At 33.6% G+C, this 20,653-nt stretch carries 22 protein-coding genes and 1 pseudogene; 5 read left to right on the top strand and 18 right to left on the bottom strand.

The annotated features are described in order from the left end of the window. Positions 1 to 122 precede the first annotated feature (122 nt). Entirely contained in the window at positions 123 to 587 is a 465-nt protein-coding gene (locus KPL75_RS25000; protein WP_219918264.1) for an Hsp20/alpha crystallin family protein, read from the top strand. Positions 588 to 623: 36 nt separating this feature from the next. On the opposite strand, the gene KPL75_RS24995 is transcribed toward KPL75_RS25000, so the two are convergent. After that, on the bottom strand, positions 624 to 1,211 hold the full coding sequence (locus tag KPL75_RS24995; RefSeq protein WP_002148242.1) for an SCO family protein: 588 nt from the start codon (positions 1,209 to 1,211) through the stop codon (positions 624 to 626). A 336-nt stretch (positions 1,212 to 1,547) separates the two neighbouring features. On the opposite strand from KPL75_RS24995, the gene KPL75_RS24990 reads away from it, so the two are divergent. Further along, positions 1,548 to 2,522, top strand: a complete 975-nt coding sequence (locus tag KPL75_RS24990; RefSeq protein ID WP_219918263.1) for an MBL fold metallo-hydrolase — start codon at positions 1,548 to 1,550, stop codon at positions 2,520 to 2,522. Between the two features lie 182 nt (positions 2,523 to 2,704). Here the strand turns inward: KPL75_RS24990 and KPL75_RS24985 are convergent, their stop codons facing one another. The 4 genes from KPL75_RS24985 to KPL75_RS24970 form a co-directional block, all read right to left on the bottom strand. Beyond that, positions 2,705 to 3,547 carry a DegV family protein gene (locus KPL75_RS24985; protein ID WP_219918262.1) on the bottom strand — a complete coding sequence of 281 codons (843 nt, stop codon included), beginning with the start codon at positions 3,545 to 3,547 and terminating at the stop codon, positions 2,705 to 2,707. Between the two features lie 153 nt (positions 3,548 to 3,700). Next, positions 3,701 to 3,952 carry a DUF2535 family protein gene (locus KPL75_RS24980; protein ID WP_002012715.1) on the bottom strand — a complete coding sequence of 84 codons (252 nt, stop codon included), beginning with the start codon at positions 3,950 to 3,952 and terminating at the stop codon, positions 3,701 to 3,703. 328 nt (positions 3,953 to 4,280) lie between these two features. Beyond that, positions 4,281 to 5,024, bottom strand: coding sequence for a twin-arginine translocase subunit TatC (tatC, locus tag KPL75_RS24975; RefSeq protein ID WP_033717896.1), 744 nt, complete (start codon positions 5,022 to 5,024; stop codon positions 4,281 to 4,283). A gap of 53 nt (positions 5,025 to 5,077) precedes the next feature. Beyond that, on the bottom strand, positions 5,078 to 5,257 hold the full coding sequence (locus KPL75_RS24970; RefSeq protein WP_002012719.1) for a twin-arginine translocase TatA/TatE family subunit: 180 nt from the start codon (positions 5,255 to 5,257) through the stop codon (positions 5,078 to 5,080). Positions 5,258 to 5,470: 213 nt separating this feature from the next. Between KPL75_RS24970 and KPL75_RS24965 the strand changes: the two genes are divergently transcribed. Beyond that, on the top strand, positions 5,471 to 6,127 hold the full coding sequence (locus KPL75_RS24965; RefSeq protein ID WP_002118985.1) for a PAQR family membrane homeostasis protein TrhA: 657 nt from the start codon (positions 5,471 to 5,473) through the stop codon (positions 6,125 to 6,127). Positions 6,128 to 6,166: 39 nt separating this feature from the next. Here KPL75_RS24965 and KPL75_RS24960 read toward each other — a convergent pair whose 3' ends face one another. From KPL75_RS24960 to KPL75_RS24940, 5 genes are all read right to left on the bottom strand, one after another. Beyond that, positions 6,167 to 6,886 (bottom strand): lysophospholipid acyltransferase family protein, encoded by a 720-nt coding sequence (locus tag KPL75_RS24960; protein ID WP_219918261.1) that lies wholly within the window; start codon positions 6,884 to 6,886, stop codon positions 6,167 to 6,169. Positions 6,887 to 6,997: 111 nt separating this feature from the next. Next, a complete protein-coding gene (locus KPL75_RS24955) occupies positions 6,998 to 7,633 on the bottom strand; it encodes an FMN-dependent NADH-azoreductase (protein ID WP_219918260.1) in 636 nt (211 codons plus the stop codon). A gap of 238 nt (positions 7,634 to 7,871) precedes the next feature. After that, entirely contained in the window at positions 7,872 to 9,857 is a 1,986-nt protein-coding gene (gene pbpC / locus KPL75_RS24950; protein ID WP_219918259.1) for a penicillin-binding protein 3, read from the bottom strand. A 156-nt stretch (positions 9,858 to 10,013) separates the two neighbouring features. Then, entirely contained in the window at positions 10,014 to 10,502 is a 489-nt protein-coding gene (locus tag KPL75_RS24945; protein ID WP_219918258.1) for a dihydrofolate reductase, read from the bottom strand. Positions 10,503 to 10,521: 19 nt separating this feature from the next. Then, on the bottom strand, positions 10,522 to 11,478 hold the full coding sequence (locus KPL75_RS24940) for a thymidylate synthase (RefSeq protein WP_219918257.1): 957 nt from the start codon (positions 11,476 to 11,478) through the stop codon (positions 10,522 to 10,524). 198 nt (positions 11,479 to 11,676) lie between these two features. On the opposite strand from KPL75_RS24940, the gene KPL75_RS24935 reads away from it, so the two are divergent. After that, positions 11,677 to 13,134 carry a serine hydrolase gene (locus KPL75_RS24935; protein WP_219918256.1) on the top strand — a complete coding sequence of 486 codons (1,458 nt, stop codon included), beginning with the start codon at positions 11,677 to 11,679 and terminating at the stop codon, positions 13,132 to 13,134. Positions 13,135 to 13,211: 77 nt separating this feature from the next. Here KPL75_RS24935 and KPL75_RS24930 read toward each other — a convergent pair whose 3' ends face one another. The 8 genes and pseudogenes from KPL75_RS24930 to KPL75_RS24895 all read right to left on the bottom strand — a co-directional run bounded on the left by KPL75_RS24930 (position 13,212) and on the right by KPL75_RS24895 (position 20,044). After that, positions 13,212 to 14,321 (bottom strand): alpha/beta hydrolase, encoded by a 1,110-nt coding sequence (locus tag KPL75_RS24930; protein ID WP_219918255.1) that lies wholly within the window; start codon positions 14,319 to 14,321, stop codon positions 13,212 to 13,214. Positions 14,322 to 14,433: 112 nt separating this feature from the next. Continuing rightward, positions 14,434 to 15,315, bottom strand: coding sequence for an AraC family transcriptional regulator (locus KPL75_RS24925; protein ID WP_219918254.1), 882 nt, complete (start codon positions 15,313 to 15,315; stop codon positions 14,434 to 14,436). A gap of 140 nt (positions 15,316 to 15,455) precedes the next feature. Then, complete coding sequence (locus tag KPL75_RS24920) at positions 15,456 to 16,388, bottom strand: aminoglycoside phosphotransferase family protein (protein WP_219918253.1); 933 nt, start codon at positions 16,386 to 16,388, stop codon at positions 15,456 to 15,458. Between the two features lie 29 nt (positions 16,389 to 16,417). Next, a pseudogene (locus KPL75_RS24915) lies at positions 16,418 to 16,507 on the bottom strand (aminoglycoside phosphotransferase); the annotation flags it as partial. 22 nt (positions 16,508 to 16,529) lie between these two features. Continuing rightward, positions 16,530 to 17,165 carry an HAD family hydrolase gene (locus KPL75_RS24910; RefSeq protein ID WP_219918252.1) on the bottom strand — a complete coding sequence of 212 codons (636 nt, stop codon included), beginning with the start codon at positions 17,163 to 17,165 and terminating at the stop codon, positions 16,530 to 16,532. 105 nt (positions 17,166 to 17,270) lie between these two features. Then, positions 17,271 to 17,858, bottom strand: coding sequence for a YpjP family protein (locus KPL75_RS24905; protein WP_219918251.1), 588 nt, complete (start codon positions 17,856 to 17,858; stop codon positions 17,271 to 17,273). Between the two features lie 283 nt (positions 17,859 to 18,141). Next, positions 18,142 to 19,341: an ABC transporter permease gene (locus KPL75_RS24900; protein WP_219918250.1), complete on the bottom strand. Its 1,200-nt coding sequence runs from the start codon at positions 19,339 to 19,341 to the stop codon at positions 18,142 to 18,144. After that, on the bottom strand, positions 19,334 to 20,044 hold the full coding sequence (locus KPL75_RS24895; RefSeq protein ID WP_219918249.1) for an ABC transporter ATP-binding protein: 711 nt from the start codon (positions 20,042 to 20,044) through the stop codon (positions 19,334 to 19,336). The genes KPL75_RS24900 and KPL75_RS24895 overlap by 8 nt, the downstream gene beginning before the upstream one ends. Positions 20,045 to 20,197: 153 nt before the next feature. On the opposite strand from KPL75_RS24895, the gene KPL75_RS24890 reads away from it, so the two are divergent. Beyond that, positions 20,198 to 20,629, top strand: coding sequence for a GNAT family N-acetyltransferase (locus KPL75_RS24890; RefSeq protein WP_219918248.1), 432 nt, complete (start codon positions 20,198 to 20,200; stop codon positions 20,627 to 20,629). Positions 20,630 to 20,653: the final 24 nt, after the last annotated feature.

Raw genomic sequence — 20,653 nt, 5'->3', positions numbered from 1 at the left:
TATAAAAAAATCACTCCATTTCACATTTTTAACAATTTTTTATGAAAACATGAAAATTAGGCAATCACCTTTCTCCGCTTTTGTCATATGATATTGCAAATTGATTTCTAGGAGGGAATACCATGAGTGAAGAAAAAAAAGATACTTCTCGCCCACCGGTTCGTAATTACTTAAAACAAATTGATGATTTTTTCGAACAAACACCTCTTCGTGGCGTAATTGCTGATTTAAATCATTTTTTCCAAAAAGGAAACCGTTTATTAACATTCCCAGTAGATTTATACGAAGTTGGTGACGAACTCGTCGTTACAGCGGAACTACCAGGTATACAAAAAGAACAAATTCAAATTGAAATACAAAGCGAATACTTAAAAGTCTCTGTAAAAGAAGATATATTTGAAGAGACAGAAGAAGAATCTTCTCACAATTATTATCGTCGAGAACGTTCCATTTCAGAAGCGTCAAGAATTATTAAGTTACCATATTTAATTAATAAAAAAACAGCGAAAGCTTCTTATCAAAACGGTGTGTTAGAAATTCGCGCACCGAAACTGCCACAACAGCATGATATATTATCCATAGACTAAATACTAATAAAAGAAGGGTGCTAAGCACCCTTCTTTTTAATCAGCTAATCGCTTCATATCACGTATAATATCTTCATATGGTGTATTGCTAATACCACTATATTTTTTCATTACTTTTCCATTTTGATCGACTAAGAAAAATGATGTTCCGTGAATAACTTGCCCATTCTCTGGTTTATCTACAAGCGATTGGAAGTTATCTTTTGAAAACTTTGTAATATCCTCTAGTGAATAACCTGTTAACAAGTTCCAGTTACTTGTATCTTCTGTAAACTTTTGAATGAAAGCTTTCAAATTTTCTGGTTTATCAAGATCAGGATCTACACTAAACGAAACAAACTGAACATCCAATTTCTCTTCCTTAGCCATTTTTTGTAATTTAGCCATGTTAGCAGTCATTGGCGGACAAACCGTTTGACAGCTTGTAAACATGAAATCAGCTACCCAGACTTTCCCTTTTAAATCTTTTGTACCAAACGGCTTTCCTTCTTGATTTGTAAATTGGAAAGTTTCTAAATCCCAGTTTAACGGTTTACGTAATTTTGACCCTGAACTGCTACAACCTGCAAGTACAAAGAGACAAAATACAACCATAAGACCAATTAGCTTTTGATAACGCTTCATTATTAAACCTCTTTTCTCTATCCTTAATTTATGTAAGTTATGTATATCATAACAAAAGTAAACACTATGAGAAAATTGTTTACATCATTTGTTCACGAAATCGTACGAATTTACGTATGTTACTTCTTTATTTCAAGCGAATTACTAGACAAAATATATTTTACTACTATTATTTCTCTAACCATTATTGGCGAAACAAAGTTCATTGTTAAATTTGTAAATCAATCCCCCCTATTTTTTTACAATTACTTAAACATTAATCCATGTTAAACACTGTATTCCTTAACAACATTTCGGTACAATACAACTACAACGATTTTAAATGAGGTGATGTTCATGGCAAAGCGCTATGAAAATATGGATAATGCAAGTACAAAAAAATCAATTCGCTCCTTCTTACGCTGGCGTAAAGAGAAAAAGCAAAACAAAAAAGATTTTTCTTTTCTAGTAGAACAATCACCTGTTAAACAAAGTAAATTTCTACTAAATAACTTTAAAAAAACGACTGTCACATGGATTGGTCATTCAACTTTTCTCATTCAAACGAACGGCTTAAATATTTTAACAGATCCAGTATGGGCTAATAAATTAAAGTTAGTTCCACGACTTACTGAGCCCGGGCTCACTATAAAAGAACTACCTAAAATCGATATTGTTCTTATTTCACACGGTCATTATGATCATTTAGACTTTTCATCTCTTCGTCAACTAAATGATGATGCCTTATACCTTGTTCCTATTGGGCTAAAAAAATTGTTTACTCGTAAAAAATTCACCAATGTAGAAGAATACAACTGGTGGGAAAGTACAATAATTGATGAAGTCTCTTTTCACTTCGTACCTGCCCAGCACTGGACGAGAAGAACATTATTTGATATGAACACCTCTCACTGGGGAGGATGGATTATTGATAATATGACTTCTTCAGAAACCATTTATTTTTGTGGTGATAGTGGTTATTTCCAAGGATTTAAAGAGATCGGCAAACGTTTTTCAATCGATATTGCACTTATGCCAATTGGTGCCTACGAACCAGAATGGTTTATGAAAGTGTCTCACGTTTCACCAGAAGAAGCTGTGCAAGCCTATCTAGATATAAACGCTACACACTTTATTCCAATGCACTATGGTACTTTTGCGCTAGCAGATGAAACGCCGAGGGAAGCTGTAACACGGCTTCGTAATAACTGGAATTTACGAATGCTACCGTGGGAACAACTTCATGTTCTCTTTTTGGGCCAAACTTTCACTTATAGTCCTACTGTTCCAGATAAAGAACTAAAAAAAATCACAGAAATCTCTCATGTATAACAGAACTACTTTTTTGAATAATTTATCATATACTATAGAAAATCGAAAAGGGTGTTTTCCATGAACGATTATTTACAGACTCGCTATATCATTAGCGGAAGCGCCTGTATTGCCCTTCTCATTTCTTACTTCATATACACATAAAAAAGCTACTTGAAAATTCATTTCAAGTAGCTTTTTTATTACTCTGCTAAATACATAAAACCAATTGCTCCTGGTCCTGTATGAGTACTGATAACTGGTGTTGTATAGAAAATCTCTGATTGGGTGAATCCATTCACTTTTTCAACAGCAGTTTTTACACTTTCTGCTAAAGGAATTGCTTTAGCATGTGGAATCGCAACAGCTTTCACCACTTTTCCAGCAGTATCTTCCTCGAATAGTTTAGCCAACGTTTTTACAATCTGCCCTTGGCTACGTACTTTCGTTACCGGATTATATACGCCGCCTTCTAAACTTGCAATAGGTTTAATATTAAGTAATGAACCGATAAAAGCTTTCCCTTTACCGATACGTCCACCCTTCACTAAGTTCTCTAATGTATCTACGACAACATATAAACGAGTATTCTTTCTTACTTCATCAATACGTTTTAAAATATCTTCTAGTGAGCATTCTTCTTTTGCCATTTTTGCAGCTTCAATTACTTGATATGCTAAAGCATGTGTAATAAATTGAGAATCAACAACTGTTACTTTTGTATCTGTCATTGATGCAGCGCTATTCGCTGTTGCGACAGTACCGCTCATTCCACCTGTCATATGAATAGAAAGCACTTGGCTTCCGTCTTCGCCTAGCTTGTCATACATTTCTACAAATGTACCCATAGCCGGTTGTGATGTTTTTGGTAATTCTTCTGATTTAATCATTTCTTCAATAAATTCATCCGGTTGCAAATCAATGCGATCTAAGTATGTTTGTCCATTTACAGAAATAGATAATGGTAAAACATGAACATCATACTTCTCAATCATATCTTTTGATAAATCTGCCGTTGAATCTGTTACAATTTTAATTTTTTGCATATTATATTCTTCCCTTTCCAATACGCTCTCCCTGTTATTATACTAGTATTCCCCATGCTTTCAACAATTTCGAATAAATTTCACCAAATTAATTATATTTTTATACCTAAAATGAAAAAGACAGAGCCTACCTAACTCTGTCCCTGCTGTGTATTATGCATTCTTTTCAAGAGTATTTGTCTTGTATACATTTGAATAATCATTCCACTTCAAACAACTTTGTAAATATTCACGGAAAGAGTACGAGAATCTTGGGTTTTTATGTTTTTGAATTTTTGCAATAAACAATTGAAGACGAGACTGAATTAGAAACGCTAATGGATGCTGTGTTTGTAGGACAGGGATTTCAAATATTTTAATACAATTCCCTGTTGCATGAGTGAAATAAAAACTTTTCGTAATCACAATATCAATCCTCTTTTTCGTTGGATTTTTGAACTTCCTCCACTTTATTCTTTAACACGTTTTTTAGTGTAGGTTTCCTATGAATACTAAAACATCCTTAAGCTGCCCCATTTAGAAGTTAATACTTCATTTATATCCACCTAATTCGAACCCTGTCCTATATATCCTTTGAGACGGGAGTCTTATTACCCTTATATAGCTTGATAACTTCAGTATAAACTTATAAAAATGAAAAGTTTGTCTAAATTTTGGAGATTCTATAATTTTTTCCTTCTATATATTGTATACAATTATAGCTAGAGTATAACAAATAAATTAAAAAGTGCCTTTATAACGAGGCACTTTTCGACTGTATTTCTTCTTCTCTTTTCTGTTTTCGTTTACTAACTATCTTTGATAAAACGATACTAATTTCATAAATACAAATAAGCGGTACCGCTACTAAACTATGTGATAAAAAATCTGGCGGCGATATACATGATGCAATTATAATCAACACGACATAAGCATATCTTCTTATTTTCTGAAGAAATTCTGCCGTTAGAAGACCTATACTCGTTAAAAACATAACAACTACAGGTAATTCAAATATAACAGCAAACGGAACTGTTAAATTTAATACGAAATGAAAATATTTTTCCGTTGTAAACATCGTATTAAACATCTCATTACCAATTGTAGTTAAGAAATGAAATAAAAATGGCATGACGATAAAATAACCGAAAGATAGGCCTGCTATAAATAATATAGACAATACCGGTATATACATTAATGTCATTTTTTGTTCATTGGGATGTAAACCTGGCTTTACAAATAACCAAATTTGTATCGCAGCAAAAGGAATTGTACAAACGATAGCAAATACTGTAGCAATCGAGAAAAAAATCCACAACACATCACTTGGACCGAGAACAGTTAATTTCATTGGTAAATCTTTTACAAGCCAAAAATAAATATCCTTCGTAAAAGTAAATCCAATAATTAAAAATAATACAAAGGATAATACTGTATATATTACTCGTTTGCGAAGCTCAACAATATGTTCTACTACGCTCATTTCCCGATCTTCCATCTCGTTCACCACACTTTATTTATCCATTCATAGAAAAACTTCATCATATTCTTTTATTTATTTTTTTCCTTCTCTTGAAATGCCTCATCAGTCAATTCTTTTGTTGATTTTTTAAATTCTTTTAACGTTTCCCCTAAAGCCTTCCCAATTTCCGGTAACTTTTTTGGGCCGAATAAAATTAACACTGCTACTAAAATTAAAATTAACCCTGGAAAGCCAATATTTGAAAACATTTCCCCATCCCCTTCATAAGTAGATTCCTTGTCCTACTATTCCATAATTTCATTTTGTCAAAAAATTCCGTAAACGTCAATGTATCCGTTGTCTTTTATCGAAAAAATTCAAAAATAAAATCAATTATACAAATATCATTTTCTATTCCTTTTGTATATGATATGGTTAAGGAAAATATAACTTATCTCAATACAGTGAAAGGGATTAACATTATGACGCAAAAAATTACAAGAATGACCCAATTTGTAAAAGAAGAAATTGCTAATGCAATTACCCATGGTATCGGTGCCATTTTAAGCATCCCTGCCTTAATCATATTAATTATTCATGCTTCTAAACATGGTACAGCATCTGCTGTTGTTGGCTTTACCGTTTATGGCGTAAGCATGTTCCTACTATACTTATTTTCTACACTGTTACATAGTATTCATCATCCAAAAGTAGAAAAGTTATTTACCATTTTGGATCACTCCGCCATATATTTATTAATTGCCGGCACGTATACACCATTTCTACTCATTACACTGCGCGGTCCGCTCGGTTGGACTTTACTCGCAATTATTTGGACCCTTGCGATTGGTGGAATTATTTTCAAAATCTTCTTTGTTCGTCGCTTTATTAAAACATCAACCTTATGTTATATCATTATGGGTTGGCTCATCATCGTTGCCATTAAACCCCTTTATGAAAATTTAACCGGTCACGGCTTCTCACTGCTATTAATAGGTGGCATTTTGTATTCTGTCGGAGCTATATTCTTCCTTTGGGAAAAACTTCCGTTCAATCATGCCATTTGGCATCTCTTCGTGCTAGGCGGTAGTACAATGATGTTTTTCTGCGTACTATTTTATGTCTTACCCGCAGCATAAAAAAAGTTTCAGCTTGTTTTTAAGCTGAAACTTTTTTTATTACTTATGTAATTGAGATGTAATAATATCCTTTGTATGCTGGGTTAACTCTTTAGCATCCATACTTGCATATTCTTCAGGTGTAATTGGCTTAGAAATTGTTAATGTTGCATGAGCTGGTTTCATACGATTTCCATTAGCCTCAAACATCTTATATGTACCATCTAAAGTTACTGGTAATATAGATACGCCAGATTTTACAGCAAGGTGAAAACTCCCTGCTTTAAACTCACCGATTTCGCCACCCTTACTTCTCGTTCCCTCTGGAAAAATTACGATAGAATGTCCGTTTTTTAACAGTTCAATTCCATCTTTAATTGCCTTAAGAGATTGACGGCGATCGCTACGGTCCATGAACACACAATTCATTAGTTCCATCCACGTTGGTACAACCGGAAACTTTTTAATTTCTGCTTTTGAAACGAACCCAATTGGCTTATTTAAGTAACCTAGTAAAACAGGAATATCCATATTACTTTGATGATTACTTACAACTAGCACAGGCTTGTCTTTCGGAACATTTTCAAGTCCCTTTACTTCTACAGTCGATCCAGTTACACGCACCATTTTCTTGCCAAACCAGTTTGTTGTTTTATACACAACACTATCTTTTTCTTGCGGTGACATCGTATTTTCTTTTCTTTTTATACGCCACAACCTTGGTGTAATCGCAATTACGATTAAAATTAAATAAAAGATTTTAAAAAACGTTTGAATCATACAGAACCCCCACCCATTATCATTCCGACCTTCATTATACTAGACAAACGAAGGAAAAAGAAGAAAAAATGTCCAAACAACAAGTGTTTGGACATTTTGAAGTTTTCTATATTAGAAACGTTTTGCTAATTCACGTGCATTAGCAATTGCTGCTTCTTTAATTTCTTGTGCTTTTTCAGGATTTGCATTCATTCCCTCAACTGCAATATATTCAGTATCATTTACACCGATGAATCCTAATACTGTTTTTAAGTGATTGCGACCGAAGTCTACAGCTGCGTATGCTCCTTCAGAATAAACGCCACCTGTAGCTTGAATGTGAAGTGCTTTTTTGCCTTCTAATAAGCCAACTGGACCATTTTCAGTATATTTAAATGTTTTACCTGCGATTGCTACGTTATCTAAGTATGCTTTTACTACTGGTGGATAGCTAAAATTCCACATTGGAGTTACGAATACATAACGATCTGCATGCATAAATGTTTCTAGGTTTGTGTTCATTGCTGCAACTTTTTGTTGTTGAACTTCTGTTAAAGTTTCAAAGCCTTCACCTGCTGCAAATTTACCCCAAGCACCAAATACATCTGCATCAATTGCTGGTACAGTAGTATTGAATAAATCAACTGTTACGACTTCGTCTTGTGGATGCTCGTTTTTATAAGCTTCGATGAAAGCTTCTCCTACTGCCATTCCGAAAGAACCTTCTGCTGAATTTGGGTTTGCTGTAATAAATAGTACTTTTGTCATTGTATTCTCTCCCTTTAATTTTATCTTTAATTTGAGATTTATAATTCGAAAGTAAATAACTTACCTTATGTAAGTATGATATAAAAACTTTCAACTAATGTCAATAAAAAATAGCTACTTTTTTTTCGTAAGTTAATAATTTATATCGCTTCATATTGTTTTTGTATATAAATATTAAGATTTTAACCAAAATAAAAAAACTACCTCCATATTTCATGGAGATAGTTTTCATCAATTATTACTTTTGAAAAACATGTTTCACTTTTTCAGCTGGAATGTTACTTCCGCCTCTACCTTTTACATCTTCAATCATCATTGTAATGACCATATCTGGTGAATTTAAATCAAATGCCGCGAACCAGCCTAGTTCTTTTCCTTCGGCCTCTTTAGATACTTTTAATTCCGCTGTACCTGTTTTTCCAGCAAGAGTCATCCCATCAATTTTAGCAATTTTCCCTGTACCATCTGGATCATTAATTACTTTTGTTAAAGCAGTTTTTAATATATCTTGATTTCCTTTAGAAATCACATTTTCCTTCCAAGCTTTTGGTTGTTTATCTGTTTTAATGATATACGGCGTGGGAATCGTTCCATCATTTACAATTGGCGCATACGTTAAAGCTAAATGAAGAGGAGTCATTAACACTTGTCCTTGTCCATAACCTGTGTCTGCCATTTGAATATCATTTTTAATACCATCATTTGCGATTTTAGAAGCCGGGAATCCATATTCAATTGGTAATTTCTCATCGAATCCGAATTTTTTTGCTTCACTCATAAATTTGTCTTTTCCGATTTTCATAGCTTCTTGCGCGAAATAAATATTATCCGAATATTTCATCGCCTCATCAAAATCAATCGGATTCGCATCTTTCACACGCGTTACATAATAATTACCCCAAGAAGAATCTTTTGTCCATTTCAATCCTTCAATTTTCAACTCTTCTTTTGGATCAATTGTTTTCGTTTCAAGACCGATTGCACCTGTAATTGGTTTAAATACAGAACCTGGTACCGATAATTGTGTAAATCGGTTCGTCATTGGCTTTTTCGGATCATTATTCCAAGCCTCGCGTTGTGCTTTTGATGTTCCTCGTGCAATTAAATTAGGATTATAAGCTGGACTACTTACAAGGGCAATTGTTTCTCCACTTTTCGGATTAATTGCCGCACTTGAACCAGCTTCTCCCTTCATTTCATTATACGTTTTTTCTTGAACAACACTATCAATAGTTAAAGTTACATTTTCTCCATCAACAGCATCTGTTTTCGCTAAATTTTTAGTTTCTTTTCCCTGTGCATCTTCCATGAAGACACGGCCACCTTTTTTCCCGCGTAGCTGTTCCTCCAATACTTGCTCTAATCCAGCCTTACCAACTGGTTCATCGGCTTGATAGCCTTTCTTTTGAAGCGTTTTTAAATCTTCTGCATTTACTTTTCCGATATAACCAGTAAGATGCGCTGCTGCTTCCCCTAACGGATATGTACGAACATTTACAGGTTTTGCTGCAACACCAGGTAAATCGATGTACGTATTTTGCGTTGCTCCCTCAGGCAAAATTCCAATTGGTACGAGATACCCTGGTTTTACCCATTTCGCAGCTAGTTTTTGATCAATCTCTTCTACAGACATATTTAACAACTTCGCTACTGCTTCTTTCGTTTGCGGAGCAGTTTCATCTAATTTTTCTGGAATAATTCCAATCTCAGAAGCTTTCCCATTCGTCGCAAGACCTTTTCCATTACGATCGTATATTTCACCACGTTTTGGTTGTGTTGTTTGCATACGCACTTTACTATCTTTTGTCATGCCAGGGAAAATGAAATCAGGTGTCCAATCTATTTTCCAAGATTCTTTATCTCCATCTTTTTCTTTCACCATTTTTGCTTCATGACCAAATGTGATTTTACCACCAACTGTATCCATGCTTACTTTAAAAGGAACAGGGCCTTCATCTTTTTTATCTTCTTTTACTTCCCCTGTTTCTACCTTTAAGTCTTTCACTTCAATGCCAGAATAAATCTTTTCATATTTCTCAGTAAACTCTTGCTTTGAAATATCTTTTTTTGCATTTTCTGATAATTGATCATACATATCTGCAAATTTTTGTTTATTCCACGCTTTTACATATGTATCAAACGCTTCTTGTGGTTTTTCTTCTTTACCACATCCAACTAACATGAATGTTAAGCAAAGAAAAAGAATCCCCCATATCTTTCTCAATCGATTCTCCTCCTCTTTCTATATTAGTACTTTTGAAAATTTTAGCATTTTTCACATGCTACCTATCATTATAGCACTATCGAATCTCATCTATAAACTTATATTAGTGAATACAAATAAAAAGATTGATGCGAATTCTCACACCAATCTTTTTTATTATTGTTGCTTCTCATATACATGGTAATAATACGTATACGGGTTTTTTTCATCCGTTAAACCTTTTTCTACAAAAGTCTCTTTCCAATTTGTCATATCCATTTCTGGGAAGAATGTATCTCCTTCAAATACATGATGGATTTTTGTTATATACAACTTGTCTACATAAGGTAAAAAGAGATCGTAAATTTGCGCTCCACCAAAAATAAAAATCTCTTCTTCATTTTTACATAGTTCGAATACTTCTTCCACAGAATGAACAACTTCACATCCTTCAACGTGATACCCTTCATTGCGAGTTACAATGATATTACGTCTGCCAGGAAGCGGTCTACCAATCGCTTCATAGTTCTTTCTTCCCATAATAAGTGGATGACCCATCGTCGTTTTCTTCACGTATTGTAATTCACTCGGTAAACGCCAAGGTAAGTTATTATCTTTACCAATTACTCTATTTTCGTCCATTGCGACCATAAATGAAACAATCATCTTTTCATCTCCTCTACAATTATACTGCAACCGGTGCTTTAATTGCTGGATGTGGATCATATCCTTCAATCGTTAAATCTTCCATTTCAAAATCGAAAACAGATTTCACATCTGGATTTAATGTAAGTTTCGGGAACGGACGTGGTTCACGTGCCAATTGTTTTTCTATTTGTTCAAAATGATTTGTATAAATGTGTGCATCTCCAATTGTATGTACAAATTCTCCTACTTCAAGACCACATTCATGTGCAATTAAATGTGTTAGAAGTGAGTAACTTGCAATGTTAAATGGAATGCCAAGGAAAATATCACCGCTTCTTTGATATAACTGACAAGAAAGCTTTCCATCTGCTACATAAAATTGGAATAGTGTATGACAAGGCGGTAATGCCATACTTGGTACATCTTCAGGATTCCAAGCAGAAACGATTAGGCGACGTGAATCTGGCGTTTTTTTAATCATTTCAATTACATCTTTTAGTTGATCTAGTGTTTCACCAGCTGTCGTTTTCCAAGCACGCCACTGCTTGCCATATACGTCTCCTAAGTAGCCATATTTATTCGAAAAATCATCATCTTCTAAAACATTCTTTTTAAATAGGTCCATTTGCTCATCGTATTGCTTCTTAAATTCCTCATCTTGTTGAGAGCGAAGACCGAAATCTGTCATATCAGGACCATTATACTCATCACTTTCTACCCAGCTCTTAAACGCCCATTCATTCCAAATATTATTATTATGTTGCAATAAATAACGAATATTTGTATCACCTTTCATAAACCAAAGCAGTTCACTTGCTACAAGGCGAAATGGGACTCTCTTTGTCGTTAATAAAGGAAATCCTTTACTTAGATCAAAACGCATTTGGTATCCAAATACAGATACAGTACCTGTCCCCGTACGATCTTCTTTCTTCGTACCGTGCTCCATTACATGACGGCATAAATTTAAGTATTCATATTCAGCGTGTTTCATATGTAGGAAAACCTTCTTTCAATCTTATATGAGATTTATCATAACATGAAAAACAGCGAATTTAATAATCCAAATTAATAAAAATTCTTTCAATATTTCTTACAAAATTATTAACTTTCAATATTAAAAAAGGTTTTCACTTTTCTATTACAGAAAGTATAATGCGGAACATAAAATTTATATGTGGAGGTTGGAAGCATGTCTAAAATCAAAACTCCTGTTTTAAGTACGTTACAACATAAGGTTGAGAAGATGATGAGGGATTTACACGTTCCTGGCGCTGCTGTAGCTGTTATAAAAGATGGTGAGGTAATTATTTCAGAAGGTTTCGGCTATCGAAACATAGAGAAAAAAGAGGCTGTTACTCCACAGACACGATTCGCAATCGGTTCCGCAACGAAAGCATTCGGAACACTTTCATTAAGTTTATTAGCACAGCAAAAAAAGTTTAATTGGGATACTCCTGTACAGTCTTATATACCTAACTTCTCTTTATCTGAACTACTCGCTAGCTCACAAACTACAGGACGAGATTTAGCTTCTCATCGCACTGGGGTAAGTCGACACGATGCTCTTTGGTACAGTTCTTCTTTAACTAGAAAAGATATAGTAGAAAAAATAAAACATTTATCACTTGATGCTCCGTTCCGTACAGCATTTCTTTATAACAATTTAATGTATGCGACACTTAGCTATATTGTGGAAAACATTACAAATCAAACATGGGAACAATATGTTACAGAACATATTTTAGAGCCTTTAAATATGGATCAAACAAACTTCTCTGTTACAGACTCACAAAATACAGATAATCACGCTTTACCTTACGTTGAAAATGACGGTGAAATAAAAGAAGTTCCATTCCGTAACATTGATACAGTTGGCGCTGCTGGGTGTATTAATTCTACAATTGAAGATATGGCAAATTGGGTACTTCTTCACTTAAACGAAGGAAAGTTTGGAGATCATGAATTAATCTCCTCTGAATTATTACAACAAATGTATACACCACACAATTCCATTCCAGATCAACCAGTTCTATCACTCCCTGAATCTCCATTAAATAGTTACGGCCTTGGTTGGTTTATTAGCGCTTATCGTGGTAATAAAGTGATTCATCATGGCGGTAATATTGATGGATTTTCGGCACTTGTTTCATTCATGCCAAAAGAAAATGTAGGCCTTGTCATTTTAACGAATGCTGGAAGCACATTACTCCCTACTTATCTTGCTAACCAAATTTATGACGATCTACTTGAATTAGAAGGCATCGATTGGCATAAACGTGCTGTAGAAGATAGTGAAAAAATGAAGGAAATGATGAAAGAAGCAACTGAATCCCTTCCTGAACAAATTAAAGGGACTGCACCTTCTCACAAATTAGAGGACTACACTGGTACTTTTGAGCATCCTGCTTATGGAGCATTACAAGTATATAAACGAGATGATTCATTACACGTACAATTTATGGAGATGGAGATTCAATTACAGCATCATCATTACGACATTTTCTCCGCACCAGTTGACTTGTTCCAAGCAAAAATGAATCTATTATTTGCATATGAAATGAATGTGAATGGTGAATTCCCATCACTTCAGTTACATGTTCCTGCAACTTTAAGTACTCAACCCCTTACATTCACTAAAATTGAATAGTAAATTTAATAGAGGGAAGCTTTCGCTTCCCTCTATTTTTTCACAATTAAAAATCCCATCAAAAATTGATATTCTCCCTACCTCCCACTATGTTTTAATATAAAATTCCCCATTTCAATTGCTAAATCTTCACTTTGAGGGTAGACACCTACATTATCTCCATAAGCGTGCCCTAAACCACGATAAAGAACTGTTTCAGTATCCACTCCTTTTTTAGTTAATTTAGCTGCATACGCTAAACATTCTATCATTAAAAAATCATGCTCTCCTACCGTAATAAATGTACTTGGATAGTCTGAGGATACATCAATATATGGACTTAAATACTTAGAATTAATTTCTTTCGTACCAAGTACTTCTGACATACCTCCAACCATTGAATGCATAATAGTAAGCATTTTTTCTAATCCTTTTTTATACTTTGGAGCAATTTCATATTTATCTATACTCCAAGAATAAAATTCATCTTCATAATCACACATATTAATTGTAGGATACAGTAGCAACTGTCCCTTCACGTACTTCCTACCATCTTCCAAATCTCTAGTTGTACAATACTGTGTTAAGTTCCCTCCTGCACTATCACCTGCCACAAAAATATTATTTTTATCACCGCCTAATGTACCAGCATTCTCATAAATCCACTTTAAAGTTGTGTAACAGTCTGTATGCCCAGTTGGAAAAGGATTTTCTGGAGCTAAGCGATAATCTACAGAAACGGCTAGTATTTCTGTTTTCTCTACAATTAATTTCACAAGTTCTTCAACCACATCTGGTGATCCCGCCATGAATCCGCCACCATGAATGAAGTATAGAATTGGTGCATTCTCTCGTTTAGAACTACTATTATAAATTCTGATTGGAATATCAAATCCATCTTCTGCTTTCACAGTTTTATGCATAATATTAATGTCTTTAGTGACAATGGGGACACTTTTAATCGTATTAAATTGCTTCCTCATATTCTTTACTGATTTTTCAGAAGCATCCATTTTCATCATATTTTTAGGCATAAACCTCATTACATTCATTTGAACCTTCATGTCCTTATAAAGACGTGGATCCATCGCACCTTTTTCATCACAATCTGGTATGTTTTTTACTAAGACTTTTGCCCCCTGCACATTGATGGTTTCTTGTTTTTCTTGAATTTCTTCTAATAAGTCTAAGTCATATTTTCTAGGCATCTAATATTTCTCCCCTCTAAATTCAAACGCTTTCATCATTCGGGATTATATAACTTCCCGTTTACTAAATAAAAATACGTTCCATGTACAAAATGTACCATGGAACGTATTTTTATTGTTGTTTATATTTGATTCGATTATTGTCATTTTTTGATATGATGTTTTTCCTATACTGTAATGGTGTATATCCATATTTGTCTTTAAACTGTGAAATAAATGATTTTACATTTGGAAATCCATGTTTTACTGCTATATCTTGTATAGAATTTGTACTTCTAATAATATCTTCATAAGCTTTATAGAGCCTGTATCTCGTTAAAAAAGTGGTGAAATTTGATCCGAATGATTTTTTGAACATACGTGAAAAATGTTCTTCACTTACAAAAAAATGTTTGGCCACATCTTTCAGTTTTAGTTCCTCATCATAATGTTTGTAAATATACGTAATCATTTCTTTCTGTCTATTTCCAAGTTGAAAATCATTGTCTATATTCTCCCCATCTTTGCAATATCGCAATAGAATATAAACAATTTCATAAATTAAACTATTAATTTTTATGTAAGTTAAATCATCAGAATTTGTGACTAACCCCTTTAATTCATTAAACATTTGCTGGAGATTAGTTTTCTGAACAACTGATTCTTTTATATTAAATCTATATTTATCAAAACCTTCATTTAGCTCTTTAAGAAATTCATAAGAAATAATTAACATCATTACTGCACAACTTGTATTTTCAACTTTTTCGAATTCATGAACATCGCCACTATTTACAAAAATAAATTCGCCAGCGGATACTTTCTTTTTTTGCCCATTCACATACAAGAAAACTTCTCCATATACGACTAGGCTAATTTCAATACTTCTATGCCAGTGAGGGGGAATATAATAGTGAAAACCAGCAGATAACATTGTTTCATCTATATATTCAACCATCCCTGGAATTCTATCGCGTAATTTTATTTCTTCATATTTGCCTTGCCTGATTTTCAATCGTCCACCCCCTTTTTATATTATAAAGTAGACGTCAAGGTTTTCATTCCTTCATAAAAAAACTACATATATAGTATGTAAAGAGACCATCTCATGAGTTATTTACAAATAGCAGGTGTGAGATTTCCCACCTACTATCCTTATTTTCTATTCATCATTTCACTATCAAACCAAATCGGCTTCGATAATTCAAAGTTTTTATGATCCTCTAAAACAATAGTAAGGCGTTCTAACGTATCCTCCAACATATGCGGCGCTGCTCGTAAACACCAAACAACTGAAGAGAAAACCGTCATGCCAACGTACACCGCATATAATTTCCAAAACTCCTCTGGTACTCTACCATTAAAGTATCCTTCTATTTGTCCGATTGAATACGGGATACTAATGTCCCTTGCAAATAGTGCAATTTTTACGAAATCATGAAGTGGGTCGCCCCAATCATAACCATTAAAATCAATAACACCTACATATTTCCCATCCCGCACAATTATATTTTCTAAATGAAAATCATCGTGTTGAAATCGATTTGGGCGATTTTGTACATACATTTCATTTTCATCTATAAACTTAATAATTTTATCATCATTTTTTATTTTTATTCCACATGTTTTATATGCCTCTAAATATTTTCTATGTTTTTTCATTGATCTTTCATACCATGGAAGTATCTCCTTAGGAGCTTCATATGTATGCATTTTTGCTAAATCTTTTCCTGCCTCTATACCAATATCATATTGTTCTTTTGGCGTATATGTCGGCAACAACTTCTTCGCATCTTCTCCTTCTATATACGAAAAAACACCGTAGCATAAACCTTCTTCTTCCAACAAACCCATTTCAATTGGTTTTTGCGCTCGCACACTACGGTTTTGCATCTCATTTAAAATTTGAAACTCTATTTTCTTTCTTTCATACTCTTTTATATCGCCTGTCCGTAACAAATACTTTTCATCTTCAATAGTCGTAATGATATATTTTTTATCAGGAGAGAAACCTTTAGAGATTTCTTCAATATTTGCTGCATCTTTTACTATTTGTATATTGTTTTGCCGTGCTGTAATTGTCTTCACGTTTATTCCCCTTACATTTCTACATTTGGTGTATACGCTACTTCTATAATAAATCCATTCGGATCGTAAAAAGTAATAGACTCATCTAAATTCGCTATCCAAAATTCAATATGATGAATACCTTATCGAAGTATATTCATATTAAAAATGTGCGCCCTGTACAATTTGTACAATTTCCATCGGCGTATTGACCATAAAATCTGGTTCATCTTTTTCTACTGTTTCAATGACATCATATCCCCAAGATACCCAAATTACGTTCACACCAGCCTTTTTACACGCTGCTACGTCTCGCTGTTCATCACCGACATATAACATATCTTGCTCTGTTATTTTTTTTGATTTTAAAAATCTTTTTATCATTTTATCTTTACCAAACAAATTTTTAGAACAATACACTTCTTGAATATTTTCGATACCATTATTGTGTAAAAACGCCCGAATATGCTCTTCTGAGTTCGATGATATGACGGCAATCCCGTAGCCTTTTTTATGTAATTCATCTAATACATCCTTCATCCCATGGAACAAAACGAGATCTTTTATAGCGGGTTGATATAATTTATAAAACTCTAACGCTAATATCGGTAGTTTATACAGTGGTACATCGAGTCGTTTACATCTCTCTGGCATCGTTAATTTACGTAAATCCTCAATTTCTTCTTCCCTTACTGTTTTATAACCATGCTTTTCAGCAATTTGATTATAGATCGGTACAAATATATTTTGTGAATCTACTAATGTGCCATCAAAGTCAAAAACAATATATTTTTGCATCCCCATACTCCCTTTTCTTCTTTTTCTTAAACATATGGTATTCAACAGCATAGTTGTCTTACCCTTTTATCAATAAAAAAAGAACAAGATTTTCTCTTGTTCTTTTTAAGAAAGCCATTTTGGCGGTACATTCGTATTCCAATAAATATTTCCTAATTCATGATGTCCAGAGTATCCATCATCAAAACGATGATAGTGGAAATTGAAATAATAACCTTCTTGTGGTGGATGATCTCTTCTTACATGAAATCGTAGTAAGTCATTTCCAGATTTCGTATCGTAAACGTGAAAAATCTTTTCATTATTTCCACCAGCTGGTTTCTGAGAAATCGATAATGATTGTAACGACTCCTCCGGTACATCATTGGCAAGCTCAGCAATTGCCTCTTCAATTTTCGGTAATATTACATCTTTAAACTCATCTTCAATTACTGGACCAATTTTAGTTCCAAACTTTTGCATCGACTGCTTCTCTGCTTCTTGCATTGCATAAGTAATAAAAGTATCGGTGGTTAACCTGTCATTCGCTTCTTCATATGTATAGGACGTACTCTCCAAATTTTGTTGCCCAGCTGTGCTCGTAGGCTTGTCCGCAGCTTTGGCATTATCAAGCAATATGGAAGGAGGCGTCACTAAACCAAATGTAAATACGGTAATTAATGCGACTAAGGTTTTTCTAAACCAATTTGGCATTTATGTTCCCTCCCCTTTCACTCATTATATTTTATATAACGGTTGTTTCTTCTATTATACAAAATGATTGTAATTTTTGCACTTTACAATTTTGTTAACGTTCACATATTTTTCACTTGAATATGAAATTGTAAGATTTCATACACTATAAATACAACATCAATGAGGAGGCAACCAGATGACTTTAGATGTCGTGTACTCCGCCGCAAGCATACTCGTTTTAGTATATTTTATTTATCAGTGTGTTACAGACTAGAAAAAGAGCCATTTTCCGGCTCTTTTTTTATGGTGAAAATACAATCCAACCAATCAATAATATAAAAATAACTGCTGCGATTACAGCTAGTAATAAATAAAAGTGAGAAAGTATAACTATTCCATACAAAAGTATTACTGGAAGTAATAAATAACGATCCGCCTTCCATCTTAACAATAGTAATTTCCCTTCAGCACAATATAAATGAAGAAACATTCTTTTCGTAAATTCATTCCAATAATCACGCGCATAACGAGAAATTGCAACTAAAGCAAATACAAGAATAATAGCTGCAATCCACCTTGGACTCATAATAATACCTACAGCGCTTATACATACAATTTGAATATAAAATATTCGTGCACTACTTGTACGGAAAAATTCTTTCAAAAAAGATTCAACGATACGCGAATCAGCTTTTTTCCCTAATATTTTTTTAGAACGTGGAAACATCCATGGTTTTTTATTTGAACTACTCGGCTTAGCAGCATGGCCACCGACTTGCATAATACCACTCGTCCAACGCATACTTTCTTCCTTTTCTTTCTCAACTTCTTTAAAAAAGTAATTTTTATAATTCATCTTTTCTTTTACTAATACTATAATTAGGAAAACTGCTAGACCGATAAATAGTATTGAATAAAATGGATTTTTATAAGTAAAAAATAGACTCATTCCAAAAAAGGATAAGTTCATAGAAAATATTACATTTTTTATAATCCATAAAACCCATCGCTTCCCGACACGTATATGTATAAATCTCGTCAACAACGACAACATAAATCGAAATACAGTAAAAAATGTCCAAAATAATATGATTTGTATCTTTGTCGCTCCGATACTTTTCATTAACACCGGTAACATAACTACTACTACCATTACATTCGTTATCGCTATTCGAATAAATGTATATATCATGCCATACTGAATTAATTTTCGCATATGAGTTGGATACGAAATTAAAAATAGACTATCTGCTTGTTCAAAAAACGAGCGTACACCTCTCGAATATGTTACAAAATAAAATGCAAGTAAACCTAATCCGAAATAAATGGTCTCTTCCATCGATAATGTTTCCATCCATAGTGATCGATAATAGATTCCCATAAATATAAGTGCTGGAATAATAATATATAACGCAACTGTCCAATCTGTTACCGAACGTATGGACTTCCATTTCCGCTGGAGTTCATGGCGTAATCTTTTATAAAATTGTTTTTTAATCATGCTGTTCACGCCTTACGATTACATCAAAACAGTCTAATAATGAACTCCCCGGCATTTCCGCTAACGTTTGAATAGACTCTAAATGTCCATCTGCGACTAATGTACCTTGTGAAATGAGTAAAAATCTTTCGCAAATTCTTTCGGCAGTATCCAATACGTGCGTACAAAGTAAAATTCCTGCCCCGCGCTCTTTTTCTTTATATAAATAACTTAAAAACTCTTTCGTAGCTACTGGATCTAATCCGATAAAAGGTTCGTCGATTATATAAAAATCTGGCTTAGTTAAAAACGCCAATATAAGCATCGATTTTTGTTTCATACCTTTTGAAAACTTTGATAAATACTCATGCTTATGCTTATCCATTCGAAACATATGTAATAATTCTTCAGCTTCCCTTTCCCAGCTTCCTACTTCATTCTCACGAGCAGCCATTAATAATTCAATATGTTCCCAGAGCGTCAAATAATCATAATATGTTGGATGTTCCGGCACATATGCATACGGGTTTTTCTTTTCACCAAATGATATTTCACCATTCATATTTACAAGTAAGCCTAGCATCGTTTTAATCGTCGTACTTTTCCCGGCGCCATTTGCGCCAATAAGAGCAACTAATTCACCTTTTTCAATTGAAAAAGCAATATCGTGAATTGTTTTTTCACCTATTTCATATCCAGCTGAGCGGATATTCACCTTCAACATACATTCCCCTTCTTTCCATTCCCAATACAATCAAGGAAAATACTAACATATAACTATCTATATATCATTATAAAATATTTATTTTCATAGCAGGAAAAAACATTTTTTAACAGAATATTAAATGTTTGATTACATTTTATTGGAGTGAATACTATGCCTTTTCAAATTCGTGAAGCGACGATAGATGATATAGATGCACTTTGTTCTTTAACGAAAGAATTAAAAGGTTCCTCTATTTCCTATGAAGATATGAACAACCGATTGCAATTCGTACAAATGAGTCCTTTTGATTTTTTATATGTTTATGAGGAAGAAGAAACTATATTTGGATTACTTGGGTTTCGTATACGCGAAAATTTAGAAGATGTAACTCGTTATGGAGAAATTTCAATTATTAGCGTCGATTCTACAATACGGCGGAAAGGCATTGGACAAGTGTTAATGGATTATGCAGAACAATTAGCAAAGAAGCATCATTGCATTGGAACATGGCTAGTTAGCGGAACAAAAAGAGTGGAAGCACATCCTTTTTACAAAAAATTAGGTTATGAAATAAATGGATATCGATTTGTAAAACATTTTTAAACTACTTTTTAATTGAAGGGACTA

The organism is Bacillus sp. NP247 (genome assembly GCF_018966865.1).
GTDB lineage: Bacteria > Bacillota > Bacilli > Bacillales > Bacillaceae_G > Bacillus_A.
This window is presented reverse-complemented; position numbering and strand designations above follow the sequence as displayed.

Bases quoted from the DNA above. Each gene is read 5' to 3' on its own strand.
- KPL75_RS24995 (WP_002148242.1), bottom strand. From the start codon at position 1,211: ATGAAGCGTTATCAAAAGCTAATTGGTCTTATGGTTGTATTTTGTCTC.
- KPL75_RS24900 (WP_219918250.1), bottom strand. From the start codon at position 19,341: ATGATTAAAAAACAATTTTATAAAAGATTACGCCATGAACTCCAGCGG.
- KPL75_RS24990 (WP_219918263.1), top strand. From the start codon at position 1,548: ATGGCAAAGCGCTATGAAAATATGGATAATGCAAGTACAAAAAAATCA.
- KPL75_RS25000 (WP_219918264.1), top strand. From the start codon at position 123: ATGAGTGAAGAAAAAAAAGATACTTCTCGCCCACCGGTTCGTAATTAC.
- KPL75_RS24895 (WP_219918249.1), bottom strand. From the start codon at position 20,044: ATGTTGAAGGTGAATATCCGCTCAGCTGGATATGAAATAGGTGAAAAA.
- KPL75_RS24965 (WP_002118985.1), top strand. From the start codon at position 5,471: ATGACGCAAAAAATTACAAGAATGACCCAATTTGTAAAAGAAGAAATT.
- KPL75_RS24940 (WP_219918257.1), bottom strand. From the start codon at position 11,478: ATGAAACACGCTGAATATGAATACTTAAATTTATGCCGTCATGTAATG.
- KPL75_RS24935 (WP_219918256.1), top strand. From the start codon at position 11,677: ATGTCTAAAATCAAAACTCCTGTTTTAAGTACGTTACAACATAAGGTT.
- KPL75_RS24945 (WP_219918258.1), bottom strand. From the start codon at position 10,502: ATGATTGTTTCATTTATGGTCGCAATGGACGAAAATAGAGTAATTGGT.
- KPL75_RS24905 (WP_219918251.1), bottom strand. From the start codon at position 17,858: ATGCCAAATTGGTTTAGAAAAACCTTAGTCGCATTAATTACCGTATTT.
- KPL75_RS24930 (WP_219918255.1), bottom strand. From the start codon at position 14,321: ATGCCTAGAAAATATGACTTAGACTTATTAGAAGAAATTCAAGAAAAA.
- KPL75_RS24985 (WP_219918262.1), bottom strand. From the start codon at position 3,547: ATGCAAAAAATTAAAATTGTAACAGATTCAACGGCAGATTTATCAAAA.
- KPL75_RS24960 (WP_219918261.1), bottom strand. From the start codon at position 6,886: ATGATTCAAACGTTTTTTAAAATCTTTTATTTAATTTTAATCGTAATT.
- KPL75_RS24910 (WP_219918252.1), bottom strand. From the start codon at position 17,165: ATGCAAAAATATATTGTTTTTGACTTTGATGGCACATTAGTAGATTCA.
- KPL75_RS24890 (WP_219918248.1), top strand. From the start codon at position 20,198: ATGCCTTTTCAAATTCGTGAAGCGACGATAGATGATATAGATGCACTT.
- KPL75_RS24970 (WP_002012719.1), bottom strand. From the start codon at position 5,257: ATGTTTTCAAATATTGGCTTTCCAGGGTTAATTTTAATTTTAGTAGCA.
- KPL75_RS24955 (WP_219918260.1), bottom strand. From the start codon at position 7,633: ATGACAAAAGTACTATTTATTACAGCAAACCCAAATTCAGCAGAAGGT.
- tatC (WP_033717896.1), bottom strand. From the start codon at position 5,024: ATGGAAGATCGGGAAATGAGCGTAGTAGAACATATTGTTGAGCTTCGC.